Origin of the sequence: Streptomyces sp. NPDC041068 (genome assembly GCF_040647455.1) — a bacterium.
Taxonomy (GTDB): domain Bacteria; phylum Actinomycetota; class Actinomycetes; order Streptomycetales; family Streptomycetaceae; genus Streptomyces.
Genome location: NZ_JBEZCG010000020.1, coordinates 1 through 20,308, shown reverse-complemented (window position 1 = coordinate 20,308; position 20,308 = coordinate 1). Strand labels below are relative to the sequence as shown.

The 20,308-nt window shown below is 69.5% G+C and carries 12 protein-coding genes; 2 read left to right on the top strand and 10 right to left on the bottom strand.

The window, feature by feature from the left end; genetic code table 11:
* Positions 1–30: 30 nt before the first annotated feature.
* Genes AB0B50_RS36345 through AB0B50_RS36335 form a run of 3 tightly spaced genes read right to left on the bottom strand, consistent with a single transcriptional unit; the run spans position 31 to position 2,380 of the window.
* Complete coding sequence (locus AB0B50_RS36345; protein WP_362340103.1) at positions 31–843, bottom strand: ABC transporter permease; 813 nt, start codon at positions 841–843, stop codon at positions 31–33.
* On the bottom strand, positions 840–1,811 hold the full coding sequence (locus tag AB0B50_RS36340; protein ID WP_362340102.1) for an ATP-binding cassette domain-containing protein: 972 nt from the start codon (positions 1,809–1,811) through the stop codon (positions 840–842). Before AB0B50_RS36340 ends, AB0B50_RS36345 begins: the two co-directional genes overlap by 4 nt.
* A gap of 17 nt (positions 1,812–1,828) precedes the next feature.
* A complete protein-coding gene (locus AB0B50_RS36335) occupies positions 1,829–2,380 on the bottom strand; it encodes an EXLDI protein (protein WP_362340101.1) in 552 nt (183 codons plus the stop codon).
* Positions 2,381–2,648: 268 nt separating this feature from the next.
* On the opposite strand from AB0B50_RS36335, the gene ddaH reads away from it, so the two are divergent.
* Both ddaH and AB0B50_RS36325 read left to right on the top strand, forming a co-directional pair.
* Positions 2,649–3,503 (top strand): dimethylargininase, encoded by an 855-nt coding sequence (gene ddaH, locus AB0B50_RS36330; protein WP_362340100.1) that lies wholly within the window; start codon positions 2,649–2,651, stop codon positions 3,501–3,503.
* A gap of 51 nt (positions 3,504–3,554) precedes the next feature.
* The gene (locus tag AB0B50_RS36325; protein ID WP_362340099.1) at positions 3,555–4,778 is read left to right on the top strand and encodes a cytochrome P450; all 1,224 of its coding nucleotides are present in this window, start codon (positions 3,555–3,557) and stop codon (positions 4,776–4,778) included.
* Between the two features lie 74 nt (positions 4,779–4,852).
* On the opposite strand, the gene AB0B50_RS36320 is transcribed toward AB0B50_RS36325, so the two are convergent.
* From AB0B50_RS36320 to AB0B50_RS36290, 7 genes are all read right to left on the bottom strand, one after another.
* Positions 4,853–7,789 carry an amino acid adenylation domain-containing protein gene (locus AB0B50_RS36320; RefSeq protein ID WP_362340098.1) on the bottom strand — a complete coding sequence of 979 codons (2,937 nt, stop codon included), beginning with the start codon at positions 7,787–7,789 and terminating at the stop codon, positions 4,853–4,855.
* Positions 7,790–7,821: 32 nt separating this feature from the next.
* Positions 7,822–8,646: a mycofactocin-coupled SDR family oxidoreductase gene (locus AB0B50_RS36315; RefSeq protein ID WP_362340097.1), complete on the bottom strand. Its 825-nt coding sequence runs from the start codon at positions 8,644–8,646 to the stop codon at positions 7,822–7,824.
* Positions 8,647–8,709: 63 nt separating this feature from the next.
* Complete coding sequence (locus AB0B50_RS36310; RefSeq protein ID WP_362340096.1) at positions 8,710–9,453, bottom strand: alpha/beta fold hydrolase; 744 nt, start codon at positions 9,451–9,453, stop codon at positions 8,710–8,712.
* Positions 9,454–9,460: 7 nt separating this feature from the next.
* Complete coding sequence (locus AB0B50_RS36305; RefSeq protein ID WP_362340095.1) at positions 9,461–9,700, bottom strand: MbtH family protein; 240 nt, start codon at positions 9,698–9,700, stop codon at positions 9,461–9,463.
* 77 nt (positions 9,701–9,777) lie between these two features.
* Positions 9,778–11,049: a SidA/IucD/PvdA family monooxygenase gene (locus AB0B50_RS36300; protein ID WP_362340094.1), complete on the bottom strand. Its 1,272-nt coding sequence runs from the start codon at positions 11,047–11,049 to the stop codon at positions 9,778–9,780.
* A 47-nt stretch (positions 11,050–11,096) separates the two neighbouring features.
* Positions 11,097–14,927 carry an amino acid adenylation domain-containing protein gene (locus AB0B50_RS36295; protein ID WP_362340093.1) on the bottom strand — a complete coding sequence of 1,277 codons (3,831 nt, stop codon included), beginning with the start codon at positions 14,925–14,927 and terminating at the stop codon, positions 11,097–11,099.
* Between the two features lie 6 nt (positions 14,928–14,933).
* The gene (locus AB0B50_RS36290; RefSeq protein WP_362340092.1) at positions 14,934–20,285 is read right to left on the bottom strand and encodes an amino acid adenylation domain-containing protein; all 5,352 of its coding nucleotides are present in this window, start codon (positions 20,283–20,285) and stop codon (positions 14,934–14,936) included.
* Between the last annotated feature and the right edge of the window lie 23 nt (positions 20,286–20,308).

The window sequence follows — 20,308 nt, the reverse complement described above, 5'->3', positions numbered from 1 at the left end:
GGGGGCACGCCACTCGGGAGACGGCGGGCGCTACTTGGTCGCGATGGCCGCGACGGGGGCCGTGGAGTTGCGGCTGAAGGAGCGCTTCGACCAGAAGTAGCCGACCAGGACGATGCCGACACACCAGGCGACGGCGATGATGCCGTCGTTACCGATCTCCGTGCCCATCAGAAGCCCGCGCAGAGTGTTGACCATGGGCGTGAGGGGCTGGTTGTCGGCGACCCAGGAGACCCCGGCGGGCATGGACGAGGCGGGCACGAACGCGCTGCTGAGGAAGGGCAGGAACTGCAGGGGCAGCGTGAGGCTGTTGGCCCCTTCGAGGCTCTTCGTGGCGAGGGCGAACGCGATCACCAGCCAGGTGAACGCAAGGGTGATCAGCCCGATCATGCCGACGGTGGCGACCCACTCGGCGAAGTTGGCATTGGGCCGGAACTTGAGGGCCAACGCCACGCCGAGGACGAGAGCGATGCTCATCATCGTGCGCATGACAGCTTCGAGAACGTGCCCGATCAGGATCGAGGAACGGGCGATGGCCATGGTGCGGAAGCGGTCCATGATGCCGGCGGTCATGTCATTGCTGACATTCATCGCCGTTGTGGTGCACCCGTAGTTCACAGTGATCAGGATCATCGCCGGGGCGACGAAGTCGACGTACCGATCGGAACCCGCGGATGCCGCGAGGCCGTCCCCCAGCGTGTTGCCGAAGATGCCGACCATCACCAACAGGATGAAGACGGGCTGCCCCACGTACGCGATGATCATGATGGGATACCGCGACAGGTGCCGCAGATTGCGGCGCAGCATCGTCATCGAATCGGTCAGGGCATAGGACGCACTGCTCATGACACGCCTTCCAGCTCCGAGGTGGCCTCTGCCTTGGGACGGCCGGTGAGGGCGAAGAAGACGTCGTCAAGGTCGGGGGTGTGCACGGTGAGGGCTTCCGCGTCGACGGAAGCGGACTCCAAGGTGTCCATCACGGCCCGCAGGGCCGGGAAGCTGCCGTCGCTGGGGATCTGCAGCGTGAGGTCTTCGTCGCTGGACGCCACGGAGCCGAACAGGTGGGCCGCCGCCTCCAGTTCCTCGGCACTCTTGAACCGCACCCGGATGTGGCCGCCGGGGATGCGGCGCTTCAGCTCCTCCGCGGTGCCCTCGGCGACCAGCTTCCCCTGGTCCAGAACGGCGATCCGGTCAGCGAGCTGATCCGCCTCTTCCAGGTACTGCGTGGTGAGGAAGATGGTGACGCCGTCGGCGACCAGATCACGAATCAGGTCCCACATCGTGCGGCGACTGCGCGGGTCGAGACCGGTGGTCGGCTCGTCGAGAAAGATGACGCGGGGACGGCTGACCAGCGTCATCGCCAGGTCGAGCTTGCGCCTCATGCCGCCCGAGAAGGTCGAGACCGGCTTCTTGGACGCCTCGGTGAGGTCGAAGCGCGCCAGGAGTTCGGCGGCACGCCTGCGGCCCTCGTCTCGGCCCAGATGCTGCAGGTCCGCCATGAGGATCAGGTTCTCCTCGGCGGTCAGCAGGTTGTCCACGGCGGAGAACTGGCCGGTGACGCCGATCGAGCGGCGTACGCCTTCGGCGTCCCGAGCCAGGTCGTGGCCCGAGATCCGGGCGGTTCCGGCGTCGGCGGGGATGAGCGTGGACAGGATCTGAACAGCGGTGGTCTTACCGGCACCATTGGGTCCGAGCAGCGAGAAGATGGTGCCCTCGGCAACGTTCAGATCTATTCCATCGAGCACCACCTTCTCGCCATAAGACTTTTTCAGCCCGGCCGCCGAGATCGCCGGTTCGAATTGCGCGTCGATCATTACTCCTCATCTCGTGACTAGATATCAAGATCTTCTACGGCGGGCTCTCCGTCGGCATTGGCGATGCTTTCGTAGAAATCCGCGGGGAGTTTGCCGCGTAGCTCCTCAAGAGAATCGAAGACTTCGAGGGTCGCTTCACCCTGAACGAAGCTCCAATGCTGCTCACCCAGGCCCAGATAGCCGAGATAGTTCCGCCAGCCACCGGACGAACCGTCGCCGGAAGACGCTCCCGTCGGACCCGCCTTCCAGGTGTCCTCCGACGAGCGGTCCGCGTACACGGCGTAGCGACCGGCGCGGGTCTGGTACACCCGGAGCACCTCGACACGGCCGGCGGCGGACTGCTGCCCCCATTCACCGACGAGCGCACCGATGAAGCGGACCTTGCGGCGCGTGGCACGGCCGATGCTCACGATGATCTCTTCGTAGCCGTCCTCACGAGCCTCTTCCAGCTCCACGTACCGACGCAAGGCAGTCGCGATCGCCGCCGACAAGTTGTCTCCGGCCAAGGCCTGGGCTCGCTTGAAGAGCTCTGCATCACCTTCGGACACGTAGATCGTCTTGCTCGGCACTCGCGTCTCACCTCCGCCGCATCGGTCAACGTCTGCGTATGAGTATACGCATACATACACGTAGGGCAAGACCGGTCGCAGGGACGGCGCGCTCCCACGGTGGACGCCGCCCGTCCCGCCGGCGGGACGGGCGGCACGGACCTTCTTGTGGTCGGCGCTTCTCCCCACCCATTCTGTTCATCGGCGTCCACACCGAACAAACACGTCATCGCGCCAACGCCACCCGCCATTGATTTCAGAGAAAAGCGATGACCGAAGGAGTTTCAGAGTGCAGGCCGAGGCGAAAAGTCAAGCATCAGGAAGCGCACGCACGGCACACCGCCGAAATTACCTGATGTGCAAGCCCACCTATTACGACGTGAACTACTCGATCAACCCTTGGATGAATCCCGACAAACCCACGTCGGCCGGTCTCGCGGTTTCCCAGTGGCAGAGGCTGCACGACACCCTGGTCGGCCTCGGCCACGAGGTCGAGCTCATCGACCCCGAACCCGGCCTTCCCGACATGGTGTTCGCCGCCAACGGGGCAACGGTCGTGGACGGCAGGGCGCTGGTGGCCCGTTTCCGGTACGGCCAGCGGGCCGACGAGGCCACGTACTACCTCAAGTGGCTCCAGGAGCACGGCTACCCGGAGGCACGCCAGGCCGAGTACACCGGTGAGGGGGAAGGCGACTTCCTGCTCGTGGGCGACGTCATCCTCGCGGGCAGCGGCTTCCGTACCGACGTGCGGGCGCACGCCGAGGCCGCCGAGTTCTTCGGCCGGACGGTGGTGGGCCTGACCCTGGTCGACCCGCACTTCTACCACCTCGACACGGCACTCGCAGTCCTCGGTGACGACGACATCATGTACAACCCCCGGGCGTTCTCGCCCGAAAGCCTCGAGGTGCTCGAAGAGCGCTACCCCGACGCGATTCTCGCCGCGGAGGCCGACGCGGCCGTCTTCGGTCTGAACGCGGTCTCCGACGGCCGGAACGTGATTCTGCCGCAGGAGGCCGTCGGGCTGATGGCGCAGCTGCGGGAGCGCGGATACGAGCCCATCGGCGCCGACATGTCGGAGCTCCTCAAGGCCGGCGGGGCCTCGAAGTGCTGCGTTCTGGAGCTGCGTACCAAGGAATCCGGCTGAGCACGCCAACCGCTCGGCAAGGACGTTGACAAGGACGTTAAGGAGACGACTATGGCTGAGCCGATCGTCAGCCTGATGAACCCCGAGTTCGCGGACGACCCCGTCGGTGCCTACGCGCGCCTGCGGGAACAGGCCCCGCTCGTCCGCATCGGGCACCCCGGAGGGCCGCCGGTCTGGCTGATCACGCGATGCGAGGACGTCAAGGCGGCGTTGAGCGACCCGCGCCTCGTGGTGGACTACAGCAACGTGCCGGGCCATCAAGGGCTCAGCGTGGTGGACCAGATGGTCGAGGCCTTCGACCTGCCGGACGAGTTCCGGGACTACGGCGCGGCCAACATGATGTTCCAGGACGGCAAGGACCACAGCCGGCTGCGTCGGCTGGTGACGCCCGCGTTCAGCGTGCGGCGCATCAAGGCCCTGCGGCCACGCATGGAAGAGATTTCCGCGCAGCTCCTGGACGCCCTGGCCCGGAAGGGATCGGGCGACCTGATCGAGGAGTACTCCTCGCCGCTGACCGGCACCGTCATCTGCGAACTCATCGGCATCGACGAGGCCGATCAGCCGCAGATGCGGAAGTGGATGAACGACTACGCGGGCGGCGACCACGCGACGAGCGCCCGGGGCATGGTCGAGTACACCAAGAAGCTCATCGAGCGGCGCCGCGCCGAGCCCGCCGACGACATGATCTCCACCTTGGTGCAGACGAGCGACGAGGACGGCGACCGGCTCAGCGAAGCCGAGATGATCGCGCTGGTGCTCCTGCTGGTGAACGCCGGGCACCACTCCACCGCCCACTTCATCCCGAACGCGGTCCTCACGCTCTTCGACAGCCCGGAGCAGCTGGCCCTGTTGCGCGCCAGGCCGGATGCTCTGCCGCACGCCATGGACGAGTTGATGCGGGTCGCGAACCCCGTCCCGACCGCCACCCCGCGGTACGCGACCGAGGACTTGGAGTTCGCCGGGGTGCCGATCTGCAAGGGCGAGGCCCTGACCGGCTCCTTCCAGTCCGCCAACTACGATCCGCGGGTCTTCCGCGAGCCCGAACGGTGCGATGTGGAACGGGTGATGAAGCGCGGGGAGAGCCACCTCAGTTTCGGCGCGGGCCCGCACTACTGCATCGGTGCGGCGCTCGCCCGCCTCGAAGGGGAGGTGGCTCTCGATCACCTGCTGCTCCGGCGCGACAGCTTGGAGATCACCGTGAGCCGCGACGAGCTGACGTACACCGACGTCAGTCTCGGACTTCAGCTGCTCTCCGCGCTGCCGGTCCGCTTGTGAGGAACTGACCGACGGCAGGACGCAGATGGCCCGCGAACGCGACGCGTTCGCGGGCCATCTGCGTAGGGCCCCTTTCAGCCCGACGGCCGCAGCTCGGCGGCGAGCGCCTGCACCGTCGAGTGGAGGTACAGGGTGCGCGGGTGCAGCGAGGGCAGTCCCCGCTCCCGCATCACCGCGGCCATCCGCACCGCGAGCAGCGAGTTCCCTCCCAGCTCGAAGAAGTTGTCGGACGCGCTCACCGGGAGTCCGAAGACCTCGCTCCATACGTCGATGAGTTCCGTGCGGATGTCGCTCTCCGGTCCCTCCTCGGAGCTGTCCTGTCCCGGTCCCTCCTGGGAGCTGTCCGGTCCCTGCCCGGAGCTCTCCGCCCGCCGCGGGCCGGGGATCCGGACGGGCGCGGGCAGGCCGGCGAGGTCCACCTTGCCGTTCGCGGTCACGGGGAGCTCGGGGAGCGCCGTGATCGTGGCCGGCAGCATGTACTCGGGAAGCCTGCGGGCCAGTCGTTCCCGCAGCCCGGTGACAGAACCCTCGGAGAGGACGACGTACGCGTCGAGGCGGGCCGTGGCCGAGTCCTCGGGGTCGTCCTGGTGCAGCACCACCACAGCCGTGTCGACTCCCGGGCATTCGGCGAGCACGGACCGGATCTCGCCCAGCTCGATACGGAACCCCCGCAGCTTGACCTGGTTGTCGATGCGGCCGAGGTGCTCGAGCCTGCCGTCCGGCCGCAGCCGACCGCGGTCGCCGGTGCGGTACATGCGTCCGCCGGTGAACGGGTCGGGCACGAAGCGTTCGGCGGTCAGCTCCGGGCGCCGCAGGTATCCCAGTGCCACCCCGGCCCCGCCGACGTAGATCTCCCCCGCGACCCCGGGCGGCTGAGGCCGCCGGGCACCGTCGAGGACGTACAGATACCAGCCGGGCAGGGCGGTCCCCACGGAACGGGACCCGGCCAGGGCCATGGCTCTGGTGAAGGTCTCCGCGGTGACGTGCACCGTGGTCTCGGTGATGCCGAACATGTTCACCAGACGGCAGCGGGATTCCGGGTACCGGTCCAGCCACGGCAGCAGACGCCGGCCGTCGAGCGGCTCGCCGCCGAAGACGACCAGGCGTACGGCGAGGTCCGGCGCCTGTGTCCGCTCCGCCTCCACCAGTTGCGCGAAGCCCGAAGGGGTCTGGTTCAGGACGGTGACGCCCCTGGCGCGGAGCAGCTCACGGAACTGCTCGGGGGAACGGGACGCCCAGTACGGCACGACCACGAGGTGCCCCCCGGTCAGCAGGCACCCCCAGATCTCCCAGACGGAGAAGTCGAAGGCGACCGAGTGGAAGAACGTCCACACGTCCTCGGGACCGAGCCCGAAGTCGGCACGGGTGGCGTCCAGAAGACGCAGAACGTTGGCGTGCGGCACGAGCACGCCTTTGGGTCGGCCGGTGGAGCCGGAGGTGTAGATCACGTAGGCCGGGTCCATGGCGGTGGCCTTGCTCGGCGGCACGTCCGCACGGTCCGCGCCGAGTTCGGCGAGGCGAGCGGGCGTGACCACGCGCAGCTCCTGCCGGCCCGGTATCTCGGCGAGCGCAGTGATCAGGACGCCGAGGCCGGAGTTCTCGACGGTGTACGCGAGCCGCTCGGCCGGGTAGGCGGGATCCAGCGGTACGTAGACCGCGCCGGCCTTGAGGACGGCGAGCAGCAGGGCCACCAGCTCCGCCGAGCGTTCCAGGCAGACTCCGACCAAGTCGCCGTCGCGCACACCGACTTCTCGCAGGCCGTGCGCGAGCCGGTTGGACCACAGGTCGAGCTCCCGGTACGTGAACCGGGTGTCCCCGTCCGACAGGGCGAGGGCCTCGGGCCGCTGAGCGACACGCTCCTGGAAGACCTCGTCGATGCGGTGCGGCGCGTGCCGGACGTGCTGCCCGGCGGGCTGCCCTGCGGACTGCCCCGGGCGGCCGAGCTGGACGATCCGGTCGCGCTCGGGCTTGTCGTAGAGCTCGGCATCCGCGACCGGCAGCCAGGGCGTGGCCGTGACCTGACGGTGCACCTCGACCAGGTGCCGTACGAACTGGGACGCGACGGTCGCGCACACGGCGCGCGGACGGTAGTGACAGCGCAGGGCGAAACCGCCGTCGGCCTCGCGGACCAGGGTGAGCGTCAGCGGGAAGGGGGGCGCGAGGAACGGGACGTACTCGCCCTCGGTTCCGCCCGGGCCGCCGCCCTGTGGTTCCTCGACCGCCCGGCTCCCCGCTTCGTCCAGGGCGAGGACGAGGCCGGCCGTGACAGGTGGTGTCGCGGACGTGGGCGCGGTCCGGAGAAGGTCCCGCAGTGCGTCGGTGACATCGCCGAGGGTCTTCGAGCCCATGAGGTCCACGGGCAGCAGCGCGACGTCCTCGTCGTCGCCGGCCCCGAGCGCGGCGACGACCGGTTCTTCCTCCGGGGCATACCGCCCGAGCACCACCGCGAGAGCCGCGAGCCAACCGGCCGAATCGCCGTTCACGCCCGCGGGCAGTGCGATCCAGTTCTGGGCCCACTGCTCCGCGGGGCCCGAGTTCCCCGGCGCGCGGGGGCCGCGCTCCGGCTCGCCGAGGCCCCAGGCGGGCGCGGGTGCGAACACGGCGCTCCGGCTCTCGCCGGTGCGGCCGCCCCGCTCGGGGAGGCTTCCCGGCCCCGTGCCTCGGAGCAGGGCCTGCGCCAGCTCGTGCAGAGCCCGGCGGCCGTACGCTCCGCGGTGCGCGACGAGTACGAGGTCGGCCGCGCCGTCGGCGTAGTCGACCAGGACCGCGCGCACACCGCGGGCGGCGGTCACCGGCCGTGCCATTTCGAGTTCCAGGCGGCGCACCGCCTCCGGCTCGGTGGATGCGGCCGGCACCCTTTGCCGCCAGAGCCGCGGCCGACCGGCGGCCGGCGCGAACGAACCGGCGTCGACGGTGTCGGCGGCGGCCAGGCGCACACGCAGCGCGTGACAGTGCCGGGCCTCGCCCTCGCGCCCCTGTTCCCCTTGGTCATGTGTCCTGAGCGTGAGCACGATCTCTCCCTGCGGTCAGGCGGACCCCGCGCTCAGCGTGCGGTGAATCCGCCATCGACGGTGACGACGGATCCCGTGACGTGTCGGGATTCGTCGGAAGCCAGCCAGAGGGCGGCCGATGCGACGTCCTCCGGCTCGATCAACGCGTTCATGGGCTGCGACTGCAGGAAGGTCTCCTCGTGCTCGGCGACCGGCACGTCCAGGGACCTGGCTATCTCCGACAGCATGCGCCCCTCCATCAGTGCGTCGTCGCGGACCGATCCCGGGCAGAGCGCGTTGACCCGGACCTTCATCGGCGCGTAGTCGAGCGCGGTCGCCTTGGTGAGCCCGATGACCCCGTGCTTGGCCGCGACGTAACCGGCGAAGTGGCGATAACCGACCTGCCCGGCGGTCGAGGCGATGTTGATGATGCTCCCGGTGCGCTGATCGGTCATGATCCGGCCGACCGCCTTGGTGGCCCGCCATGCCCCGGAGAGATCGATGTCGATCATGAGCTGCCATTCGTCCTCGGTGATCTCGTGCGCGGTCTTGCCGGAAGGAGCGGCGATCCCCGCGTTGTTCACCAGAACGTCGATGCGGCCGAACCGCTCATGCGCTTCGTCGACGGCGCCCTGCAGTGCGCCGAGGTCACGTACGTCGACCTGCCGGGTGAGCACGGAGGCCCCCTGCGCACCACACAGTTCGGCCGTGTGCGCGAGCTGGCTGACGGAGCCCAGCGGGTAGGGCACACCGGGCACGTCGTCCCCGATGTCGAGGAGGACGAGGTCGGCTCCCTGCTCGGCGAACACGAGGGCGCAGGACCGTCCGATACCTCGTGCGGCACCCGTGATGACAGCGGTTCTTCCGGCAAGGCGCATGGCTCCCCCTCGTCGACAGCGTGTGACAGTTCGGCGCGGCTCGGCCGCGGGCGGTGCGGCGGTTCAGCGGCGGGCGGGCCGGCCGCTGAGCTGGTCCTCCAACAGCCGCAGCAGCCCCCCGGTGTCCTCGGTGAGATACATGTGCCCGCCGTCCACCTCGATCAGCGAGAACTCGCCGCTGGTGGCCTTGCTCCACTCCCCCGCCTGCTCGGTGGTGACGAGCTCGTCGGTGCGGCCGCGCAGGGAGGTGATCGGCACGGGCAACGGGTCATCGGTGCTCGGCACATAGCTCTCGTGCAGCTCGACGTCGGCCCGCAGGATCGGCAGGATCAGCTCCCGCATCTCCGCGTTGGCCAGCGCCTCGTGGCTGTATCCCGCGAACTCCTGGACGCGCAGCAGGAATTCCTCGTCGTCCAGACCGGTGGCCCGGTCACTGCGTCCGGTCCAGGGCCCCGGAGAACCGCTCACGAAGATCCGGACGAGCTCGACGTCGTCACGGGCCGCGAGGAGTTGACCCAGTTCGTAGGCGAGGACCGCGCCGAGGCTGTGGCCGAAGAGCGCCACCTCACCGCTGTCACCGATCTCGCCGGCCTCGCGGAACCGCTCGATCTGTTCGAGGGCTTCGGGCAGCAGTCCGGCGGCAGCCTCCGCCGCGTCGCGGTACGGCTCGTCCAGCAGCTTCCACTCCCGGCCGGGCGGCTGCAGTGCCACGATCTTCAGGCTCTCCCCGGCCAGCGCGCTCCAAGGGTGGAAGAACGACGCCCCGGCGCCGGCGAACGGTATGCATATCAGCGGGATGGACGGCATGGGATCGTCAGGCCCCCTGGCCGGCGGCCGCCCGCTCGGCGTTCATGGCATCGCGCAGGCTCTTCGGCCGGATGTCCGTCCAGTTGCCCTCGATGTACTCCATCGCGGACTCACGGTCGGTCTCGCCGAAGACCGTGCGCCAGCCGGCGGGCACTTCGGCGAACGCGGGCCACAGGGAGTGCTGCTCCTCGTCGTTGACCAGGACATAGAAGCGGCCGTCGGCGTCGTCGAACGGGTTGGTGCTCATGGTTGGCTTCCCCTCGTCTCAAGAGTGCGCCCGGATTCTTTCCGGGCGATTCGGGCTTTCCCTTTTCGGGAACTCGACTAATTACACCTCACCGCAAGGGACTCAACGATCTCCCCGCTGCGTACGGCCAGATTGGAAAGCAGGGACGACGACAATCCGTGGGTGTGTTCGGTGCCGCCCTGGATATAGATGCCACAGGGCAGCTCCGGGCTCGTCACCAAGCGGTAGTCGCGCTCCACACGATAACGCCCCCGCTCATCCCGAAGGCAATATTTGTCGAGCTCGCCCAGGACCCGGGACGGCTCCATCGGGTTGTACCCGGTGGCGCATATCAGGACATCGACGTCCAGGTCAATGATTTCATCGGTCGCGAGCATGCGTATCGCGACACGAGTCTCGTCCTCGACGCGTTTGACCCCGTCGACCCGGGCGAGGTTGATGAAGTCGATCCGCTTCCTGTTGCGCACTTCGTCGTCGTAGGCGCGCCGATAGAGGTCCTTGATCACTTCGTCGTCGACGACGGAATAGTTGGTGTTCTTGTGGTGCTGCCAGATCGATTCCTTGGACTCCTCGGAGCCGCGGTAGTAGTCGTCGACGGCAATCGGGTCGAACACCTGGTTCGCGAACGGGGTGTTGTCCGCGATGGCGTACCCATAGGACGAGAGCACCGCCGTGACGGACGCGTCGGGAAGGGCGTCGTGGAGGAACCTGACGATCTCGGCGGCGCTCTGGCCCGCGCCGACGACGGCGACCCGCCCCATGTCCTTGGGGTCCCACGCGCGGAACCGGTCGAGGAACTCCGAACTGTGCCAGACCCGTTCGTCGCGCTGCACGCCGACCGGCATCCGGGGAACCAGGCCCGTCGAGACCGCGATGTTGCGGGCGTTGACGAGGCGGGACCCGCCGCCCGCGGTGTCCCGCACCTCGACCTGCACCTGCCCGGCGGGTCCCTTCCCGCCGGCTTCCCGAGGCAGCCGGACCGACACGACCTCGGAGTTGTAGGCGACCGGATCGGCCAGGTTGGACTCCGCCCACTCCAGGTATCCATGGAACTCCTCCCGCGTGGGAAAGAAGTCCTGGTTGTTCACGAACTGCGGTAGCCGCCCCATTTCATGAAGATACGAGACGAAGCTGAAGCGCGACTGCGGATTGCGGAACGAGACCAGGTCCTTGAGGAAGGAGATCTGCATTTTCGCGTCCGGCAGCAGCATGCCCCTGTGCCAGGCCAGCGCGGGTTTCTGCTCAAAGAAGGCCGCGTTCAGCGCCCGGCCCCCGTGCTCTTCGAGCGCAATGGCCAAGGACAGGTTCGAAGGACCGAAACCTATGCCTACGAGATCGTACGTACTCACGTCACCGTTCCCCATCGGAATCTCCCCGGAAAATTGACATCAGGCACTTAGAGGCTGTCGATCTCATCGCTGATCACAGCGCATATCTCGGCCACCGGATCGGGCAAGCTCATACTGAGGTGAACGCTCTGCACCGAGTATTCATCGACAACGCCGCGAACATGCTGCTTCCACAGGGCGGCATACGACTCCCTGTCATCGAGCGCGGCATGGAAGAACAGGACATCGCCGCCGTAGACAGGCGATGCGAATTCCTTCATGATCGCCATGTTGTTCGCCACCACGGCGCTCGCGGAATCCAGCAGATGCGCGTGTTCGGCCGGGTCCGCGAAGCGGCCGACGTATTCCTCGAGTGCGGCCCGCGTGTCCTCCTCGACCACGTCGTCCTGGCCGGCGAAGTGGCTGCTGGGCACGCAGTCCAGGAGAGCCAGGAGCTCCACCTCGTGCCCCAGCCGCTCCAACTCGGCGGCCATGGCGTGTGCCACGGTGCCGCCGTAGGACCAACCGAGCAGGTAGTAGGGCCCCTCGGCCTGGACCGCGAGCAGTTGCCCCACGTAGTCGGTGACCATCTCCTCCACGGACGCGGAGAGTTCGTCCCCGTCGGTGTAGCCACGCGCCTGGATCGCGTAGACCGGCCGGTCCGGGAAGTGCTGGACGAAGCCGAGATACGCCCAGGAGAGACCACCGCCCGGGTGGATGCACCAGAGCGGCGCCTCGTCTCCCTCGGTCTGCAGCGGCAGGACCACCGCGAGCGGATCCTCGATGCCGTCGGGCACGGCACCGGGGTCGACTCGCAGGGCCAGCTCAGCGACGGTCGGCGCCCGGAAGATCGTACGCATCGGCAGTTCCACGCCGAGTTCCGCGCGGATGCGCCCGATGAGCCCCGCGGTGAGCAGCGAGTGCCCGCCCAGGTCGAAGAAGTCGTCGTCGATCCCGACCTCGGACAGCCCGAGCACCTCGGCGAACAGCGCGCAGAGGATCTCTTCGCGCCGGTTGCGCGGTGCGCGACGGGTGGACGCGTCGGCGTAGTCGGGTGCGGGCAGAGCGCGCCGGTCGAGCTTGCCGCTGGCATTGGTGGGGATGGCTTCGAGGGGCACGACGGCGGCGGGCACCATGTACTCCGGCAACTGCTCGCCCACGTATGCCTTCAGGGCCGGCTCCAACGCGTCCCTGTCCCCCAGGGCGGGGCCCGCCTCTCCATGGGCGGCATCCGGGACGACGTACGCGACCAGGCGCCGATCACCGGGCCGGTCCTCCCGCGCCACCACCACCGCCTGCCCCACACCCGGATACGCGGCCAGCACCGACTCGATCTCCCCCAGTTCGATGCGGAAACCCCGCACCTTCACCTGGAAATCGACCCGCCCCACGTACTCCAGGACGCCATCGACCCGCCACTTCACCAAGTCACCCGTCCGGTACATACGCACACCCACACCGAACGGACAGGCCACAAACCTCTCCCCCGACAACCCCGGCCGCCCCATATAGCCGCGAGCCAGCCCCACACCCGCCAGATACAACTCACCCACCACACCCGGCGCCACCGGACGCAACATCCCGTCCAGCACGAACACCTGCGTGTTCCAGATCGGCGCGCCGATCGGCACGGCGGTGGCTCCCCGCTCGGGCCGGTGCTGCCACGCGGTGACTTCGACCGCCGCCTCGGTGGGGCCGTACAGGTTGTGCAGCTCGGTGGAGGGGAGCACGGTGGCGAACCGGTCCGCGAGCTCCACGGGCAGCGCCTCGCCCGCGGCCTCCACCCGCCGCAGGCCGGTGCATCCGCCCACGGACGCCGTCGCGAGGAACGCCCCCAGCAGGGACGGGACCATGTTGACCTCGGTGACGTGCTGCTCCTGGATGAGGCGAGCGAGGTACTCCGGGTCCCGCTGTGCGCCGGAACGCGGGATCACCAGGGTCGAACCGACCTGGAGCGGCCAGAACAGCTCCGGCACGGACACGTCGAAGCTGACGGACGTGTTCAGGAGCATGCGGTCGCTGTCGCGGAGCCCGTACTCGGCATGGCCCCAGGCAATACGGTTCATGATCGAACGGTGCGATACGACCACGCCCTTGGGGCCGCCGGTCGAACCGGACGTGTAGATCACATACGCGGCGTGGTCCGGCCGCACGCGCACCAGGGGGTTCCCTGCCGGGTGGCCGGCCGCGTCGGGCAGTTCGTCGAGGAGGACGACCGGTTCGGCGTCGCGCCGGATCTGCTCGACCCGTTCCGCGGGCGCGTCGATCTCGATCGGCAGGTACGCGGCACCGGACTTGACGACCGCGTAGAGGGCGACGAGCAGGTCGAAGGAGCGGGGCAGCCGGATCGCGACGATCTTCTCCGGGCCGGCGCCGCGCTCGATCAGCCAGTGGGCGAGCCGGTTGGCACGTTCGTTGAACGCGGCATAACTGAGCTCCTCGCCCTCGAAGACCAGGGCGGTCTGCTCGGGGGTGCGCTCCACCTGGGCCTCGAAGGCCGCGCCGAGGGTTCCCTCCGGCACCGGGTGCGCGGTGGTGTTCCACTCGCTGACGACACGCTCCCGCTCGCCGGGGCGCAGCGCGCCGACGGCGCCCACACGGACCGTCGGGTCGGCGGCGAGCTGCTCCAGGACCTGGGTGAAACGGTCCGCGAAGACCTCGACGGTCTCCCGGTCGAACAGGTCCGTCGCGTACTCGATGCTGCCCCAGGCGCCGTCCGCCGGGTCGGGGAACCCCGCCATGTTGACGAACAGGTCGAACTTCGCCGCCCCGGTGAAGGCGGACTGCAGGCTCACCTCGAGCCCGGGGAGACGGAAGTCGGGCTGCGAGGTGTTCTGCCAGGCGAACATCACCTGGAACAGCGGCTGGTAGGCGGTGGAGCGGTCGGGATTGAGCAGCTCCACGAGCCGTTCGAACGGTACGTCCTGGTTCTCGTAGGCGCCGAGGGCCTTGGCGCGCACCCGGTCGAGCAGCTCGCCGAAGCGCGGGTTGCCCGACAGGTCCACGCGCAGCACCCAGGTGTTGACGAAGAAGCCGACCAGCTCGGTGAGCGCTTCCTCGGTGCGGCCCGCGATCGGCGAGCCGAGCGTGATGTCGTCACCGCCGCCGAGTTGGTGGAAGAGCACCGCGAGCCCGGCCTGCAGCACCATCGACACGGTCGCGCCGCGGTCGCTCGCGAGCTTTTCGAGGCGGGCGACGAGCTCCGCGGGGAGCCTGAACTCGACGACGTCGCCCCGGTGACTCGCTGTCGCCGGCCGCGGCCGGTCGAGCGGAAGCCTCAACGGCTGTGGCACGCCCGCCAGTTCGTTCTCCCAGTACCGCACCTGCCCGGACAGCAGGCTGTTCGGGTCGGACTCGTCGCCGAGCAACTCCCGCTGCCACAGCGTGTAGTCGCTGTACTGCACGGGCAGCGGCTCCCACTGCGGCGCCCGGCCCGCGTGGCGCGCGGTGTACGCGGCGACCAGGTCGCGGGAGAGCGGCGCGGTGGACTCGCCGTCGCAGGCGATGTGGTGGGCGACCAGGACGAGGACGTGCTCGTCCCGGTCGACGCGCAGCAGTCGGCCACGGACCGGGATCTCCGCACCCAGGTCGAACTTGTACGTGATCGCCTGATGCACGGTGCTTTCCACGTCCTCGGGCGCCACGTCGACGACCGGGATGTCGAGGGAGACCTCGGCCATCGGCACGATCCTCTGGTGCGGCACACCCTCCTTGTCCTCGGCCATGACCGTGCGCAGAGTCCGGTGCCGGTCGACGACGTCGCGGACCGCCGCGGTCAGGGCCGGGACGTCGAGCTCGCCGGTGAGCCGCAGCACGGTCAGCATGTTGTAGGTCGCGGACGGGCCCTCGAGCCGGTGGATGAACCACATCCGGCGCTGTGCGAACGACAACGGGATCATTTCGCTCTACTCCTCGGTCATCTTGCGCAGACGGGGCCGACTGGTGGCGGCCATCTTTTCGGTCAGACCGGACAGATCGGCCACGGTGGGGGTCTCGAAGAGGACGCGGATGGGCACGTCGATTCCGAGTTCCGCGCGGATGCGCCCCACCAGCCGGGTGGCCAGCAGCGAGTGCCCGCCCAGGTCGAAGAAGTCGTCGTCGATGCCGACCTCGGACAGCCCGAGCACCTCGGCGAACAGCGCACAGAGGACCTCTTCGCGCCGGTCGCGCGGCCCCCGGCCGGTCGCCGCCCGGGGACCGTAGTCGGGTGCGGGCAGGGCGCGCCGGTCCAGCTTGCCGTTGGGGGTGACCGGCAGCTCCGCCACCGCGAGCACCGTGCTCGGCACCATGTACTCCGGCAGCCGCTCCTGTGCGTGACCGCGCACCGCCGCCACCAGGGCCCCGGTGTCGCGGGTCCCCGTCGGGTCGTTGGCCAGCGGCCGGCCGGAGCGGTGCGACGGCACGAACACCCCGGAGAGCGCCCGCCCCCGTACCGGCCCTTCGGGCAGCAGCACCGCGTCGAAGCACTCGACCGCGCCCGCGGACAGCGTCGTCACCAGGCCGATGCCGCGCTGCTCCGCCCAGTCGGCGAGGGTGTGCGGGTCGAGCGCGGGCCCGGCGCCGCCGGACGGGGCGAGCAGCGCAAGCGTGACGGCGGCCGCGACGTCCTGTTCCAGCCGTGCGTTCGGGATTCCCTCGACCCGCAGCGGCCCGTCGGCCTCCTGGCACAGCTCGGCCAGGCCCTCCAGGTCGTCGACGTCCCGGCCCCACTCCACGGTCTCCGCGTCGGCCAGGTCGAGCGTGTCGCCGGGCGCCTTGTGCAGCACCACTTCGTAGCGGTGCCGCGTCATTTCGTTGTGTGCGGCTCCGGTCTTCAGGCGGATGTCGACACCGCTCACGCCGTGCTCGCCCGCCCAGCCCGTGAACCACTCGGGGTCGACGACGAGTTCGCGCTCCCGGCTCTCGGCCTGCTCGACGGCATCGCGCAGCCGGGCCGGCTCCGCGTCGGGGTGCGCGGCCTTCTGCACCGCGGCCTGCAGGGCGCGCAGCGAGCCGAAGTGCCGTACGTCGCCGACGATCAGGCGGCCGCCGGGCGCGAGCAGCGCCATGGCCTGCCGCAGCACCCGGTCGAGGTAGCCGGTGTCGGGGAAGTACTGCACCACCGAGTTGAGGACCACCGCGTCGAAGTACTCCTGCGGCAGCTCGGTGACGTCGTCGGCGGGTCGGCAGCTCAGCCGTGTCCGCTCGGCGACGCCCGCGCGCTCCGCCTGGGCACGCAGCCGCTCGATGACGGCGGCGGACAGATCGGTGCCCCAGTACTCGTCGACCTCGGCAGCGATCCGGGACATCAACAGGCCGGAGCCGACGCCGAGTTCGAGGACCCTGCGAGGGGCGCCGCGCAGCACCTGGGCCACCGCGGCATCGCGCCACTCGCGCATCTCGGGCAGCGGGATCGGTTCACCGGTGTACGACGACTTCCACAGGGCGAAGTCCTCACCCCACGCGGCGTCCCGCGACTCCTCGTAGGCCTGCTCGTAGACCTGTCGCCACTCCTCGACCTGCGCCCCCGAGGCGCCGCCGTCGGAGTCGCCGGTGTCCGGGACGACGTACGCGACCAGGCGCCGATCACCGGGCCGGTCCTCCCGCGCCACCACCACCGCCTGCCCCACACCCGGATACGCAGCCAGCACCGACTCGATCTCCCCCAGCTCAATGCGGAAACCCCGCACCTTCACCTGGAAATCGACCCGCCCCACATACTCCAGAACGCCATCGACCCGCCACTTCACCAGATCACCCGTCCGGTACATACGCACACCCACACCGAACGGACAGGCCACAAACCTCTCCCCCGACAACCCCGGCCGCCCCATATAGCCGCGAGCCAGCCCCACACCCGCCAGATACAACTCACCCACCACACCCGGCGCCACCGGACGCAACATCCCATCCAGCACGAACACCTGCGTGTTGCCGAGCGGTCGGCCGATGGAGGGGCTGCCGCTGTCAGCGGTCACCGGTGACGTGGTGGACCAGATGGTGGTCTCGGTCGGCCCGTACACGTTGGTGACGTCGCGGGCATGCTCGCTCAGGGTGGCCGCGAGCGCGGCCGGGAGCGCCTCACCACCGACCAGGATGCGCAGGGCGCTCAGCCCGTCCGGCTTGTGCGCGACGAGCATCTGCCAGAGCGTCGGGGTCGCCTGCATGGCGGTGATCCCATGACGCTCCATCAACTCCACCACGGCGGACGGGTCTGCGCCGATCTCCTTGGGCGCGATCACCACGCGGGCGCCGGACACCAGCGGCAGGAACATCTCGAGAGCCGCGATGTCGAAGGCGATCGTGGTCACCGCGAGCAGCCGGTCATCGGGCCGCAGCGGGAACTTCCCGCCCATCGACGCCAGCAGGTTGCCGAGGGCCTCGTGGGAGACCACCACGCCCTTGGGCCGACCGGTGGAACCCGAGGTGTAGATCGCGTACGCGGCGTTCGCCGCCGCCACTCGGGCCGCCCGCGGGCGGGTGCCCGGGTAGCGGTCGAGGTCCACGGCGAGCGCGTCCGGGTCGAGGGTCAGGAGCGGCTCGGCGTCGTCGAGGACGTACTCGATACGGCTCGCCGGGTGGTCCGGGTCGATCGGTATGTACGTGCCTCCGGCCTTCAGCACGGCGAGGAGCGCCACGAGCAGGTCCGCGGAGCGGGGCAGCGTCACGGCGACCCTCGATTCCAGGCCCACGCCGCGCTCGACCAGATGGTGCGCGAGGCGGTTCGCCCGCACGTCCAACTCCGCGTAGGTGTACGTCTCTTCGCCTGCCGCGACGGCCACCGCGTCCGGCGTCTCGGCGACCCACCGCTCGAACAGTTCCGTGACCGTCTCGTCCGGTACGAGCTCGGCCGTGTCGTTGACCGCGACGGTCAGCTCCGCACGCTCCTGCGGTGTGAGGAGCTCGATGGCGGCGATGTGCTGGTCGGGGTCTTCGGTGAGCTGCCGCAGGATGCGTGTGCAACGGGTGGCGATGTCCTCCGCGGCGGCCCGGTCGATGATGCCCTGCTGGTACTGGAGGGACAGGCGCAGGTGTGGCTCTGCCGATGCGGTCAGGGTCAGCGGGTAGTGCGAACCGGCGTACGGCCGGATGCCGGTGACCTGGATCTCCGCTGTGGAGGTGGCCTGCGAGAGGCCTGCCCGGTCCACCGGATACGACTCGAACAGCACAAGGGTGTCGAAGAACGCGGTCATGCCTGCGTCCTGCTGGATCTCGGCCAACGCGTAGTGGTGGTGGTCCAGGAGTGCGGTCTGGTGTTGTTGGAGCGTGGTGATCAGGTCGCTGAGGGTCTGTGTCGGGGTGGTGCGGACACGGACGGGCAGGGTGTTGATGAACATGCCGACCATGTCGTCGACGCCGGTCAGGTCGGCGGGACGGCCGGAGACGGTGGCTCCGAAGACGACGTCCTGCTGCCCGGTCAGCCCGGACAGGAGCAGCGCCCAGGCACCCTGGACCAGGGTGTTGAGCGTGACGCCGAGTTCAGCGGCGCGCCGGGAGAGAGCTCGGGCATCGGGGACCGGGACGTCGATGTTGCCCAGGCCGGTGGCAACGGCGTGCTCATCGGCCTGCAGGAGCAGCGTGGGCTCCTCGACGCCTTCGAGCTCGGCGGTCCAGGCGGCGGCGGTCTGTTCCCGGTCGCGCCCGGCCAGCCAGGTGAGGTAGTCGCGGTAGGAGCGCACGCGGGGCAGGGCCGACGTGTCGCCGTGGGTGGCGTAGAGGCGGAGCAGGTCCTGCATGAGGTGGGGCAGCGACCAGCCGTCGAACAGGACGTGGTGCGCGGTCAGGACCAGCTCGCAGCGGTCCTCCTCCAGCAGGACCAGCGCCATGCGCAGCAGGGGCGGGGCGGCCGGGTCGAAGTGCGCGGCCCGGTCCTGGAGCAGGAACGCCTCCAGTGCCTCATGCCGGTCCTGGTCCGCATGGTTTCGCAGGTCCAGGAGCTGCCAGGGCAACTCCACTTGGGCAGGTACCAGTTGGTTCAGGGTGCCGGTGGTGTCCGGGACGAACGCCACCCGCAGGTTGGCGTGCCGGTCCAGCAGGGCCTGCCCGGCGGTGCGCAGCCGCTCCGGGTCCACCTGTCCGGCCAGGTGGAACACCATCTGCATGTGGTACACGTCGAACTCGGCGTCGGCGAGCATCGCGTGGAAGAGCAGCCCGGACTGCACGGTGGTCAACGGCCAGACGTCCGCCAGACCCGGATACTGCTGCTCCCAGGTGTCCAGGTCGGCCTGTGTGACGGTGACCAGGGGCAGGTCGGAGGGCGTGAGCCCGCCCGCGCCCGGCTGCCCGGTGTGCGCGGCGATGCCCTCCAGGGCCGTGATCCAGGCGTCCGCCAGGGCCCGCACCTCGCCGGCGGTCAGCACCCCGGCCGGGAAGGACAGCACCGCGGACAGCTGGGGGCCCGCTTCGGTGTCGGTGACCAAGGCATTGATCTCCAGCGCCGACAGCACCGGCATGTCCGCGTCCGGAGCGGCGACCAGCTCCCGCGCACCGTCGGCCGGGGTGAAGCCCAGGCCGCGCAGGTGTTCGGGCATGTCCGCGGCCGAGAGGTGGCCCAGGTAGTTGAAGCCGATCTGCGGCACCGGGAAACCGGACAGTTCCCCGGCGGTGTCGGGGTTGAGATAGCGCAGCAGGCCGTAGCCCAGGCCCTTGTCCGGGATGGCCCGCAGCTGCTCCTTGACCTGCTTCACCGCCCGCCCGGCCGCCGCACCACCCGCCAGCGCCTCGGCCACGTCCACCCCGGACACATCCAGGCGCACCGGGAACATCGAGGTGAACCAGCCCACCGTGCGCGACAGATCCGCCCCCGGCACCACCTCCTGCTCCCGCCCATGCCCCTCCAGACGCACCAGCACCGACGACTCGGTGCCTCCACGGGCCCGCCGCCAGTGCGCGACCGCCAGGCCCAGCCCGGCCAGCAGCCCGTCGTCCACCCCGCCGTGGAAGGCGGCCGGGACCGTGGTCAGCAACGCCCGCGTGACCTCCGGCGCCACCTCGACCCGCACACTGCCCACCGTGGACGCCACATCCACCACCGGGTCCAGCGCGCGGGCACCGAGCACCGGATCACCCCCCTCCAGGACCCCCCGCCACAACGGCAGTTGGGCCTGCGTCACCGCGCTCCGGGCCTGCTCGGCCAGGGCATGGGTCCAGCGGCGCACCGAGGTCCCCACCCCCTCCAGCACCACCGGCCGGCCCGCCCGCACCTGCTGCCAGGCCGCCGCCAGATCCGGCACCAGAACCCGCCAGGACACCCCGTCCACCACCAGGTGATGCAACACCACCAACAACCGACCCACACCCT

Bases quoted from the DNA above. Each gene is read 5' to 3' on its own strand.
- AB0B50_RS36345 (WP_362340103.1), bottom strand. From the start codon at position 843: ATGAGCAGTGCGTCCTATGCCCTGACCGATTCGATGACGATGCTGCGC.
- AB0B50_RS36340 (WP_362340102.1), bottom strand. From the start codon at position 1,811: ATGATCGACGCGCAATTCGAACCGGCGATCTCGGCGGCCGGGCTGAAA.
- AB0B50_RS36325 (WP_362340099.1), top strand. From the start codon at position 3,555: ATGGCTGAGCCGATCGTCAGCCTGATGAACCCCGAGTTCGCGGACGAC.
- AB0B50_RS36315 (WP_362340097.1), bottom strand. From the start codon at position 8,646: ATGCGCCTTGCCGGAAGAACCGCTGTCATCACGGGTGCCGCACGAGGT.
- AB0B50_RS36310 (WP_362340096.1), bottom strand. From the start codon at position 9,453: ATGCCGTCCATCCCGCTGATATGCATACCGTTCGCCGGCGCCGGGGCG.
- AB0B50_RS36305 (WP_362340095.1), bottom strand. From the start codon at position 9,700: ATGAGCACCAACCCGTTCGACGACGCCGACGGCCGCTTCTATGTCCTG.
- AB0B50_RS36295 (WP_362340093.1), bottom strand. From the start codon at position 14,927: ATGATCCCGTTGTCGTTCGCACAGCGCCGGATGTGGTTCATCCACCGG.